Source organism: Paracoccus zhouxuedongae, from assembly GCF_041927815.1.
Classification (GTDB): Bacteria; Pseudomonadota; Alphaproteobacteria; order Rhodobacterales; family Rhodobacteraceae; genus Paracoccus.
Genome location: NZ_JBHFHM010000004.1, coordinates 103,341 through 115,313 on the forward strand (window position 1 = coordinate 103,341; position 11,973 = coordinate 115,313).

The window sequence follows — 11,973 nt, forward strand, 5'->3', positions numbered from 1 at the left end:
AGCCAGACCAGTTCGCCCGACAGCACCGCAGGAGGCCCCCATGGAAACCCGCCAGATCAACCTTGCCCTTCAGGGCGGCGGCGCGCATGGCGCCTTTACCTGGGGCGTGCTGGACCGTCTGCTGGATGAGGACTGGATCGAGATCGCCGGCATCACCGGCACGTCCGCCGGGGCGTTGAACGGCGCGGCGCTGAAGGCGGGGCTGGCCAAGGGCGCGGGCCATGCCGGGCGTCAGGCCGCGCGCGAAAATCTGGATTACGTCTGGGGCCGGGTCGGACAGGTCAGCGAATCGCGGCTGGCGCGGTGGTTCTTTCCGATGCTGCCGGTGCCCGCGCCGATGCAGCGCATGGCCGAGCTGTTCTCGCCCGCCGCCTGGGTCGAGGGGATGACGCGCCTGTTCAGCCCCTACGATTACGGCCCCTTTTACCGTAACCCGTTGAAATCCATCGTCGATGACCTTCCCTATGATGGCATCAACGCCCGCCGCGGGCCGCTGCTGTTCATCTCGGCGACCAATGTGCGCACCGGCCGCATCCGCGTCTTCTCGGAAAAAGAGGTCACGCCCGACGTGATCCTGGCCTCGGCCTGCCTGCCGACGCTGTTTCGCGCGATCGAGTTCAAAGATCCCGCCACCGGCCAGATCGAAGCCTATTGGGATGGCGGCTATACCGGCAATCCGGCGCTGTTCCCGCTCTATGATGCAGACCTGCCCGGCGACATCGTGGTGGTCAACATCAACCCGATGTCGCGCGACGCGATCCCGAAAAGCCCTGCCGCCATCGCCGACCGCATCAACGAGATCAGCTTCAACAGCAGCCTGCTGCGCGAGTTGCGCGCGCTGCAATTCATGAAGGGCATGATCGCGCAGGGCAAGATCAAGGACATGACGCTGAAGGCGATCAACCTGCACATGATCATGGATGATGCGCTGATGAACGACCTGTCGGCGCGGTCCAAGATCCTGCCCGGCCCCGGCATGTTGGGCCGCATGAAGGCCGCCGGTCAGGATGCCGCCGACCGCTGGCTGTCGGAATGTTCATCCTGCATCGGGGTGCGCGACAGCTATGATCTGGAACCGATCTTCGGCCCGGCGATCCGGCCTTCGGTCCGCGCGGCGGAAAAGGCTGCCGAAAAGGCGGCCGAGCTGGCCGGGGCGTAAGCCGCGCTAAACCGGGGGCAGGGCGGCAGGGTCGGGCTTTGCGGCGTCTTTCCGCGGGGGCGGATAGACCAGGCCCGCGCTGATGATCAGCTTGGCCGCATCCTCGACCGTCATGTCCAGATAGATGACCTGGCTTTCGGGCACATATAGCAGAAACCCCGATGTCGGGTTCGGTGTGGTCGGCACGAACACCGCCATCAGTGGATCCTCGGGGTTGTGCCGCCCGATCTCGCCCTTGGCCTTGCCCGAGACGAAGCCAAGCCCCCACATGCCCCTGCGCGGATATTCGACCATGCAGGCGCGGTCGAACTTTGCCTCGGACTGGCTGAGGACGGTTTCGGCGATCTGTTTCAGCCCGTTATAGACCGACCGGACCACCGGCATCCGGTCGACCACCGATTCGCCCCAGCGGATCAGCGACCGCCCGATCAGCCCCTTGGCCAGCCAGCCGATGACGATGGTAAAGACCAGAAAGAAGATGACACCCACACCGCGCAGGTTGATGCCGATATAGTGTTCGGGATGCCAGCGCGCCGGGATCACCGGCAGCACCCAGCCATCGATCCAGCCCGCCAGCGTCCAGAACAGCCAGACCGTCAGGCCGATCGGCGCGATCACCACCAGCCCGGTCAGAAAGGACGCGCGCAGCGCCGCAAACAGCCCACGGGGCTTGGGCGGCAGGATCAGATGCGGCGGCTCGGTCGAGGGCGGGGCAGGGCCGGGGTCATGCGGGTCGGTCTGGGACACGGGGAAGGGCTTTCAGCAGGGGGCGGGCTTTCGGCAGGCGCAGGCAGGCGGCAGCGCCAGCCCAGCTTAGGCGCAGCGCGACCCCGCCGCAATCTGGCATTCCACGACCACGGATCTGTGACAGCGCGCCGCGCCGTGGGGGCGTGACCGGGCGCGGGCAAGCTGCTATCGGTCGGCCATGTTTGGAATTGACCTGATCGACGCCGCCTTCCTGCCCGCCGCGCTTGTGGCGTTGACGGCCGGGCTTTTGTCCTTTCTTTCGCCCTGCGTGCTGCCGATCGTGCCGCCCTATCTGGCCTATATGGCGGGCACCGGGGTGGGCGATCTGCAACAGGGGCGGCGGTCGGCGGTGGTGCCTGCGCTGTTCTTCGTGCTGGGCCTGTCGACGGTGTTCCTGTTCCTGGGCTTTGCGGCATCCGCATTCGGTCAGTTCTTTCTGGCCTGGCAGGATTGGTTCGCCCGCGCCGCCGGCGCCATGGTCATCATCCTGGGCCTGCATTTCCTGCATGTGATCCGCATCCCCATCCTTGACCGCGAGGCGCGGATCGAGACCGGCGATCAGGGCGGCAGCGCGATGGGGGCCTATGTGCTGGGGCTGGCCTTCGCCTTTGGCTGGACGCCCTGCATCGGCCCGCAGCTTGGCATGATCCTGTCGCTTGCGGCATCCGAGGCGAACATGGCGCGCGGCACCGCGCTTTTGGCGATCTATGCGCTTGGCCTTGGCATCCCGTTCCTGCTGGCGGCGATCTTCATCACCCGCGCGGTCGGACTGATGGCGCGGATGAAGCGGCACATGGCGGTGATCGAACGCGCCATGGGCCTTTTGCTGGTCATCGTCGGCGCGGCGCTGTTGACCGGGGCGTTCTCGGCCTTTGCCTATTGGCTCTTGGAAACATTCCCCGGCCTTGCCAGTTTCGGCTAGGGGCGCTATCCCGCCCCCTTGACCGAAGGGGCGCGCGATGAAGTTTCTGGATCTGGCGAAAATCTATATCCGCTCGGGCGGCGGCGGGTCGGGCTGCGTGTCCTTCCGGCGCGAAAAGTTCATCGAGTTCGGCGGCCCTGATGGCGGCAATGGCGGGCGCGGCGGCGATGTCTGGGTGGAAACGGTCGAGGGGCTGAACACCCTGATCGACTTTCGCTATCAGCAGCATTTCTTCGCCAAGTCGGGGCAGGGCGGCATGGGCAGCCAACGCACCGGCAAGGATGGCGATGACATCGTGATCCGCGTGCCGGTGGGCACCGAAATCCTGGAGGAAGACCAGGAAACGGTGATCGCCGACCTGACCGAGGTGGGGCAGCGCGTGCTGTTGGCCAAGGGCGGCAATGGCGGCTTTGGCAACATGCATTTCAAATCCTCGACCAACCGGGCGCCGCGTCATGCCAACCCCGGCCTGCCGGGGGTGGAGCGCACCCTGTGGCTGCGGCTGAAGCTGATCGCGGATGCGGGGCTTCTGGGCTTGCCGAATGCCGGGAAATCGACCTTCCTGTCCAAGGTGTCGAACGCGCGGCCGAAGATCGCGGATTATCCGTTCACCACGCTGCACCCCAACCTGGGCGTGGTCGGCATCGACGGCAAAGAGTTCGTGATGGCCGACATCCCCGGCCTGATCGAGGGGGCCAGCGAAGGCCGCGGCATTGGCGACCGCTTTCTGGGCCATGTCGAACGCAGCGCGGTGCTGCTGCATCTGGTGGATGGCACGTCGGAAACCGTGGCCGAGGACGCCCGCACCATCCTGACCGAGCTTGAGAAATACTCCCCCGATCTGGCCCACAAGCCGCGCGTGACCGCGCTGAACAAGGCCGATGCGCTGGATGCGGACACGCTGGCCGAGCGTCGCGCGGCGCTTGAGGCAGAGCTGGGGGCAAAGGTCGCGGTCATTTCGGGCGTGTCGGGCCAGGGCGTGACCGAGGTTCTGCGCGCGCTCTGGTCGGCCATCGCCGCAGACCGCACCACCCGCATCACCCCGGACGAGGCCGAAGGCACATGGACACCCTGACGACACCCGATGTGCGCGCCGCGCGGCGGCTGGTGGTCAAGATCGGATCGGCGCTGCTGGTGGGGCCCGGCGGGCTGAAGGCTGAATGGCTGACCGCCTTGGTGGATGACGTGGCGCAGGCGCGCGGGCGCGGGGCGGATGTGATCCTGGTGTCCTCGGGGTCGATCGCCCTGGGGCGCAGGCTGCTGAACCTGCCCGGCGGGCCGCTGACGCTGGAACAATCGCAGGCGGCGGCGGCGGTCGGGCAGATCCGCCTGGCCCAGGCCTATCAGGAGGCGCTTGCCCCCCACGGCATCACCGCCGCGCAGGTGCTGGTGACGCTGGAAGATACCGAGGATCGCCGCCGCTACCTGAACAGCCGCGCCACGATGGAGACCTTGCTGGCCCTCGGCGTGGTGCCGATCGTCAATGAAAACGACACCGTGGCGACCGATGAAATCCGCTTTGGCGACAATGACCGGCTGGCCGCGCAGATCGCGGTGACGGTGGGCGCGGATCAGTTGATCCTGTTGTCGGATGTCGACGGCTTTTATTCCGACAATCCCAAGACCAACCCCGAGGCCCGGCATTTTCCCGTGATCGCCCACATCACCCCCGAGGTTGAGGCGATGGCGGGCGATCCGGTCTCGGGCCTGTCGAAGGGCGGCATGAAGACCAAACTGCTGGCGGCGCGCACCGCCGTCGCGGGCGGTTGCGCCATGGCGATCATGGAAGGCTCGGTCAGCCGCCCGATCAGCGCCCTGGCGGACGGCGCACGCACCACCTGGTTCCTGCCCGAGGGCGACCCGCAGGCGGCGCGCAAGCGCTGGATCGCGGCGATGAAGCCGCGCGGGCATATCGTGGTCGATCCCGGCGCCGTGGCCGCGCTGCGTCAGGGCAAATCGCTGCTGCCTGCCGGGGTGACGCGGGTCGAGGGCCGTTTCGGTCGCGGCGATCCGGTGGCGGTGCTGGACACTGCCGGTGGGCATCTGGCCGCCGGTCTGATCCGCTATACCGCCGACGAGGCCGTGGCGATTGCCGGGCATAAATCGGGCGAAATCGCGGCGATCCTAGGCTATCAGGGCCGCGCCGCGCTGATCCATCGCGACGATCTGGTCATGGACTGACGCCCACCTGCGCGGGTTGCCACCTCCGCGGGTTGATGGTGCGGATGCGTATTTGGACAAGAAAGAAGGGGCTTCTTCTGTTCCCAAATACTCACATTGAACGGGTGCCCTTGATCCAGCCGCCGCCCAGCACGCGGCTGCCCTCGGGCGCGTAAAAGACGCAGGCCTGGCCGGGTGAAATGCCGTCTTCGGCGGTGGTCAGTTCGACCTCGGCACTGGTGGGGCCGGTCGGGCGCAGGATGGCCGAGGCAGGCGCGCGGGTCGAGCGGACGCGCACCCGCAATTCGGTCGGGCCGGTTTCGGTGAAGGGCTGATCGCCCAGCCAGTTGACCTCGCCGAGGATGACGGTGCGGGTTGCCAGGGCCTCACGCGGGCCGACGATCACCTGGCGCGTCGCGGGGTCAAGCTTGACGACGAACAACGGCTCGCCCCCGCCGATGCCCAGGCCGCGGCGTTGGCCGATGGTGTAATGGATCACACCGCGATGCTGGCCCAGAACGCGCCCTTCCAGATCGACGATATCGCCCGGATCGGCGGCGCCGGGGCGCAGTTTTTCGATGACGGATGCGTAATTGCCGTTCGGCACGAAGCAGATGTCCTGGCTGTCGGGCTTGTCGGCAATCGCCAGGCCATAGCGCGCGGCCAAGGCGCGCGTCTCTGCCTTGGAGGCCAGCCCGCCCAGCGGAAAGCGCAGGAAATCAAGCTGTTCGCTGGTGGTCGAGAACAGGAAATAGCTTTGGTCGCGGGCCGGGTCGGCGGCCATGTGCAGTTCCGCCCCCGCCGGGCCGTCCAGGCGGCGGATATAGTGGCCGGTCGCCATGCAATCGGCATCCAGGTCGCGCGCCGTGGCCAGCAGATCCTTGAACTTGACCCTTTCATTGCAGCGGATACAGGGCACCGGGGTCGCGCCGGCCAGATAGGCATCGGCGAATTCCTCGATCACCGCATCCTTGAAGATGTTTTCATAATCAAGGACATAGTGGGGAAAGCCCAGGGTTTCGGCGACGCGGCGCGCATCGTGAATGTCGCGCCCGGCGCAGCAGGCACCCTTTTTCGCCAAGGCCGCGCCGTGGTCATAAAGTTGCAGCGTGACCCCCACGACATCATAGCCCTGATCGTGCAAGAGCGCCGCCACGACCGAGGAATCGACCCCGCCCGACATCGCCACCACCACGCGGGTGTCGCGCGGCGCTTTGGCGAAACCAAGGCTGTTGATCGGCTGGGTCATTGGTCGAAATCCCGGAAAAATTGAATGATTATCCCGCTTGGGCTTCACCCGGATTTAAGGGCTGTCGGGCCATCAAGGCGCATCGACATGAACCGGGAAGGCCCCATGTATCTGAAAAAATCCGCTGGTCCAAGGGCTGTCACTTTGCCTGACGGGACCGTGTTCACCCTGGCCGATCTGCCCGAGGCCGATACGCGCCGCTGGGTCGCCTCACGCAAGGCGCGGGTGGTCACCGGCGTGACCCATGGCCTGATCAGCCGCGATGAGGCGATTCGGCGCTATGATCTGTCGGAGGAGGAGTTTGACGGGTGGGTTCTGGCGGTCCATCGCCACGGCCCTGCGGCGCTGCGCGCGACCCAACTGCGCAAATACATGCATCTTTAGATTGATTTCTGCAAAATCATGAACAAGGTAACGGTGTGTTAACCTTTTCGTGATCTGGATCGACTGACGGGAACGAACGCCAAGGGTGCCTCATGCGAATCCTGCTTGTTGAAGATGATCCGACGACCGCGCGCAGTATCGAGCTGATGCTGACCCATGCCAATTTCAACGTCTATGGCACCGACATGGGCGAGGAGGGCATCGATCTGGCCAAGCTTTACGACTATGACCTGATCCTGCTGGACCTGAACCTGCCCGACATGAACGGGATGGAGGTGCTGCGCCAGTTGCGTCAGGCGCGGATCGATACGCCGATCCTGATCCTGACCGGATCGGACGACACCGAAAACAAGGTGCGCGGCTTTGGTTTCGGGGCGGATGACTATATGGTCAAACCCTTCCACCGCGAGGAACTGGTGGCGCGCATCCACGCGATCATCCGCCGGTCCAAGGGCCATGCCCAATCGGTGATCCGCACCGGGCAGGTGCATGTCAATCTGGATGCCAAATCGGTCGAGGCGGGCGGCAAGCCCATCCATCTGACGGGCAAGGAATATCAGATGCTGGAACTGCTCAGCCTGCGCAAAGGCACCACGCTGACCAAAGAGATGTTCCTGAACCACCTTTATGGCGGCATGGATGAGCCGGAGCTGAAGATCATCGACGTATTCATCTGCAAATTGCGCAAGAAGCTGGCCGAGGCGACGGGGGGCGACAATTACATCGAAACCGTCTGGGGCAGGGGCTATGTCCTGCGCGACCCCGAGATCGCCGAGGCCGAACGCCGCGTCGCCGTGGGCGCCTGAGCGACGCCGATGACCCGCCAGCTTTGCCAGATGACGACCAGCAGATAAGGTTGCTCCGCCAGGCCCGGTCGTGATGGCCGGGCCTGGGTTTTCTCGGTGGGCGGGCCGTGGCGGTCTTGTCGTGCGCGGGTCGGGTGTCGGCTCCGAGGCGCGGTGATGAGGGGTCTGAGGTGGCCCTAGGTCCGCGCGGCCGATCACTTGTGCCATGTCTGCGGGTGTCATGCCTGTCGGGTGGCGAGTCGCAGCTCGGAGGCGCTGTGAGTGCGGTGTAAAGTGGCGCGCAACTGGTTCGCCAAATCATGCGGTCATGCTGGTGAGCGGGCTGGCTGTCATACCGGGGTTCGGGCGGGCGCTGCCAGGCCGCGTGAGAAGGGGTTTGATCTGACTCTAGCCCCGGTCGGCCGATCAGGCGTCTCGGATGCCTGCGGGTTCCATATAGGACACAGGTCGGGTGGCTGCTCCGAGGCGATGTAAGAAGGGTTTGATCTAATCCGAGCTCGGGTCGGCCAATTAGGCGTCTCATGTCGGCGGGTGTCATGACTGACACGGGTCGGGTGGCGGCTCCGATGCGCTGTGAGAAGGTGTTTGACGTGGCCTTAGTCCGAGCGGGCGATCATGCGCGTGATGTCTGCGGCTGTTACGCCGCACGCTGGGCGGATAGCAGCTGCGAAGTGGCATGGGTTTGGGTGTGACGTGGCCTTAGTCCGAACGGGCGATCGTGCGCGTGATGTGTGCGGCTGTTATGCCGCACGCGAGGCGGATAGCGGCCGCGAGGCGACGTGAGAGTGAGTCTAACATGGCCGACAACTTGTTCGCCAACTCATGCTTGGCCTTGAGCACCCCCCCAAAAATTGGACAGTGACGGAAGCTACGATCTACCGTCTGCTGGTCTCCAAGAACGAGGAGATCAGAGATGTCGAAACGCAGGAATCATGATGCTGGCTTCAAGGCCCGTGTGGCGCTCGAGGCGCTAAAAGGCGAGCGCACCGTTTCTGAGCTGGCGTCGGAATATGGCGTGCATCCGACAATGATCAATCAGTGGAAGCGTGCCCTTCTCGAGGGGGCGCCGGAGATTTTCGAGCGCGGCAGCAAGAAGAAGGCCGAGATCGACGAGGAGACGATGCGATCGCTGCATGCCAAGATCGGAGAGCTGGCTGTCGCCAACGATTTTTTGTCACGAAAGCTCAAGCCCTGGACTGGCAAGTGAGGCGCGGGATGATCGAACGCCACCACCCCCAGCTGTCGGTCGGGGCGCAATGCCGCCTGCTGTCGATCTCGCGGTCGTCGTTTTATTACGCGCCACAGGGCGAGAGCGAACTGAACCTGGCGCTGATGCGGCTGATCGACCGGCAGTTCCTGGAAACCCCGCATCTCAGGCGTTCGGCAGATGACCTGGCACCTGCAGAACGAGGGCTATCCTGTGAACCAGAAGCGCATCCGGCGTCTGATGCGGCTGATGCCGATTTACCAGAAGCCCAACACCAGCAGGCCGGCGAAGGGGCACAAGACCTACCCTTACCTGCTGGGCGGGCTGCGGGTCGATCGGCCCAACCAGGTCTGGTGCGCCGACATCACCTATCTGCCGATGCGGCGTGGGTTCCTCTACCTGGTCGCCATCATGGACTGGTTCACCCGCAAGGTGCTGGCCTGGCGGATATCGAACACGCTGGAGGCCGACTTCTGCGTCGAGGCGCTGAACGAGGCCATCCACCGCTTTGGCGCACCCGAGATCATGAACACCGATCAGGGCAGCCAGTTCACGTCCTTTACCTGGACCGACCGGCTGAAGCGCGTCGGCATCCGGATATCCATGGACGGGAAAGGGCGCTGCCTCGACAACATCTTCATCGAGCGCCTGTGGCGGTCCCTGAAATATGAGTGCGTCTACCTGCACGCTTGGGAAACCGGGTCGCAGGCCAAGGCCGGTGTCGGCCGATGGATCACCTTCTACAATCACCAGCGGCCTCATGCCGCCCATGGCGGACAGCCGCCCGCCGTGGTCTACTTCAACCAGATCGAAACCGACCAGCAGAGGCAGAGAGTAGCTTAAATCATCCCCGAAACTGTCCAAAAGATGGGGAGTAGCACACTCCGCTCTCCGCTCCCCGCTCTCCGCTCTCCGCCCACCTTGCTACGAAGCGGTGTCCCTCACGCGGGCCTGCCCAAGGCGTCGCGCATCGTCCTGCCCATGTGCCACTCACCGCGCGGCTTCCCTGCGGCGGCGATACGGCCTGCGCGGCAACGGCCCGCTCGAAGCACTGACTTGACGAGCCCGAGCCGCTCGCCGCGATCCAGCCCGCCCTGACGGCCCGCACCCGCGGCCCGCGCTGGACCGCGACCGCCGCGATGCCTATCAAGGGGGCAGGTGCAGACAGCGGGGATCCGATGGCCAGTCACAGCGAAGCCGAACACAGCCGCAGCGATGCGGGCCAGAACCGCGATCTTGCCGCGCTGTCCCCGTCGGCTGCGGCGGCGCTGCGTGATGACCTCTCGGCGCGGGTGGCCGCGGCCGATCTGGCCTATCATCGCGACGATGATCCGGTGATGACCGATGCCGATTATGACGCCGCCAAGGCCCGGCTTCGCGCGCTTGAGGCCGCTTTTCCCGACCTGGCCCGGCCCGACAGCCCGACCCGCCAGATCGGCGCGGCCCCCGCGGATGGCTTTGCCAAGATCCGCCACGCCCGCCGGATGCTCAGCCTGGAAAACGGCTTTTCCGACGCCGACCTGCATGATTTCGACGCCCGCATCCGTGCCTTTCTGAACCTTGCGCCAGATGCGCCCCTGGCCTTTACCGCCGAACCCAAGATCGACGGCCTGTCGCTGTCCCTGCGCTATGAGGGCGGGCGACTGATCCATGCCGCGACCCGTGGCGATGGCGAAACCGGCGAAAACGTGACCGCCAACGCCCGCCAGATCGCCGACATCCCCCAGACCTTGCCCGCCGACGCCCCCCCCCTGCTTGAGGTGCGGGGCGAGGTCTATATGTCCCAGCCCGATTTCGCCGCGCTGAACGACCGTCAGGCGGCGGCGGGTGCCAAGACCTTTGCCAACCCGCGCAATGCCGCCGCAGGATCGCTGCGCCAGCTTGACGCGACCATCACGGCCAGCCGCCCGCTGCGCTTTTTCGCCTATGGCTGGGGTGAGGTCTCGGCCCCGCTGGCCGCGACCCAATGGGGGGCGCTGTCCGAACTTGCGCGGCTCGGCTTTCGGGTGAACCCGGCCAATCGGCTCTGCGCCGATGTCGCGGCGATGATTGCGGCCTGGCACGATCTGGGCGCGGGGCGCGCGGGCTTGGGGTATGATATCGACGGCACGGTGTTCAAGGTCGATGATCTGGCGCTGCAAGCCCGCCTTGGCCTGCGCGCCACCACGCCGCGTTGGGCGATCGCGCAGAAGTTTCCCGCCGAACGCGCCTGGACCCGGCTTGAGGCGATCGACATTCAGGTGGGCCGCACCGGTGCCCTGTCGCCGGTGGCGCGGCTGACGCCGATCACGGTCGGCGGGGTCGTGGTCTCGAACGCGACGCTGCACAACGAAGATTACATCGCCGGACGCGATTCGACCGGCACGCCGATCCGCGACGGCCAGGATATCCGCATCGGCGACCGGGTTGAGGTCTATCGCGCCGGCGACGTGATCCCCAAGATCGCCGGTATCGACCCCGAGGCCCGCCCGCCCGGCGCCACGCCCTTTGTCTTTCCCGACCGCTGCCCCGCCTGCGGCTCCGAAGCCCTGCGCGAGGCGGGCGATGCCGTGCGCCGCTGCACCGGCGGCCTGATCTGCCCGGCGCAATCGCTTGAAAAGCTGAAATATTTCGTCAGTCGACCGGCCTTCGACATCGAGGGGCTGGGCGCCCGCCAGATCGAGATGTTCCAAGCCGACCCGGTGCTGCCGATCCGCCAGCCCGCCGACATCTTCACCTTGGCGGCCCGCGACGCGGCCAATCTGTCGCGGCTGAAGAACCGCGACGGCTGGGGCGAGACCTCGGCCAACAAGCTGTTCGCCGCGATCGAGGCGCGCCGCCGCATCCCGCTGGCCCGGCTGATCCTTGCGCTTGGCATCCGTCATATCGGCGAAAGCGCCGCCAGCCTGGTGGCGCGTCACTACGGCACCTGGGACGCCCTCGTCACCGGCCTGACCGAGGCGATGGACGAGACCAGCCCCGCCTGGGCCGACCTCGTGTCGATCGACGGGATGGGTGCGGTCAGCGCCCGCGCGCTTGTGCATGGTTTTGCCGCCGAACGCGCCGCCATCGACGCTTTGGTTGCGCAACTGACTGTGCTGCCCGCTGAAAGCCCGGCGCAGGCCGACAGCCCGGTGGCCGGGCTGACCGTCGTCTTTACCGGCACCCTGGCCACGATGACGCGGGCCGAGGCCAAGGCGCGGGCCGAGGCGCTTGGCGCCAAGGTCGCGGGCTCGGTTTCGGCCTCGACCGACATTCTGGTGGCGGGTCCGGGTGCGGGGTCCAAGGCCACCAAAGCCGAGGCCCTGGGCATCCGCGTGCTGGATGAAGATGCCTGGCTCGCGCTGATCGGGGGGTAGC

9 protein-coding genes and 1 pseudogene are annotated in these 11,973 nt (G+C 65.9%); 8 read left to right on the plus strand and 2 right to left on the minus strand.

Annotated elements, in window-relative coordinates; genetic code table 11:
* Positions 1–40 precede the first annotated feature (40 nt).
* On the plus strand, positions 41–1,159 hold the full coding sequence (locus ACEYYA_RS06515) for a patatin-like phospholipase family protein (RefSeq protein WP_374798820.1): 1,119 nt from the start codon (positions 41–43) through the stop codon (positions 1,157–1,159).
* 6 nt (positions 1,160–1,165) lie between these two features.
* Here the strand turns inward: ACEYYA_RS06515 and ACEYYA_RS06520 are convergent, their stop codons facing one another.
* A complete protein-coding gene (locus ACEYYA_RS06520; protein ID WP_374799116.1) occupies positions 1,166–1,846 on the minus strand; it encodes a DUF502 domain-containing protein in 681 nt (226 codons plus the stop codon).
* Between the two features lie 238 nt (positions 1,847–2,084).
* On the opposite strand from ACEYYA_RS06520, the gene ACEYYA_RS06525 reads away from it, so the two are divergent.
* The 3 genes from ACEYYA_RS06525 to proB are packed head-to-tail and all read left to right on the plus strand — an operon-like array spanning position 2,085 to position 5,009.
* A complete protein-coding gene (locus tag ACEYYA_RS06525) occupies positions 2,085–2,828 on the plus strand; it encodes a cytochrome c biogenesis CcdA family protein (protein ID WP_374798822.1) in 744 nt (247 codons plus the stop codon).
* 37 nt (positions 2,829–2,865) lie between these two features.
* Complete coding sequence (gene obgE / locus ACEYYA_RS06530; protein ID WP_374798824.1) at positions 2,866–3,903, plus strand: GTPase ObgE; 1,038 nt, start codon at positions 2,866–2,868, stop codon at positions 3,901–3,903.
* Complete coding sequence (gene proB / locus ACEYYA_RS06535) at positions 3,891–5,009, plus strand: glutamate 5-kinase (protein WP_374798826.1); 1,119 nt, start codon at positions 3,891–3,893, stop codon at positions 5,007–5,009. The genes obgE and proB overlap by 13 nt, the downstream gene beginning before the upstream one ends.
* A gap of 91 nt (positions 5,010–5,100) precedes the next feature.
* On the opposite strand, the gene mnmA is transcribed toward proB, so the two are convergent.
* Positions 5,101–6,237 carry a tRNA 2-thiouridine(34) synthase MnmA gene (gene mnmA / locus ACEYYA_RS06540; RefSeq protein ID WP_374798828.1) on the minus strand — a complete coding sequence of 379 codons (1,137 nt, stop codon included), beginning with the start codon at positions 6,235–6,237 and terminating at the stop codon, positions 5,101–5,103.
* Between the two features lie 105 nt (positions 6,238–6,342).
* On the opposite strand from mnmA, the gene sciP reads away from it, so the two are divergent.
* From sciP to ligA, 4 genes and pseudogenes are all read left to right on the plus strand, one after another.
* Positions 6,343–6,621, plus strand: coding sequence for a CtrA inhibitor SciP (gene sciP / locus ACEYYA_RS06545; RefSeq protein WP_374799118.1), 279 nt, complete (start codon positions 6,343–6,345; stop codon positions 6,619–6,621).
* Between the two features lie 92 nt (positions 6,622–6,713).
* Positions 6,714–7,427, plus strand: a complete 714-nt coding sequence (ctrA, locus tag ACEYYA_RS06550) for a response regulator transcription factor CtrA (RefSeq protein WP_374798830.1) — start codon at positions 6,714–6,716, stop codon at positions 7,425–7,427.
* A 913-nt stretch (positions 7,428–8,340) separates the two neighbouring features.
* Positions 8,341–9,477, plus strand: a pseudogene (locus ACEYYA_RS06555) (IS3 family transposase).
* 335 nt (positions 9,478–9,812) lie between these two features.
* A complete protein-coding gene (gene ligA, locus ACEYYA_RS06560) occupies positions 9,813–11,972 on the plus strand; it encodes an NAD-dependent DNA ligase LigA (protein ID WP_374798832.1) in 2,160 nt (719 codons plus the stop codon).
* Position 11,973 lies beyond the last annotated feature (1 nt).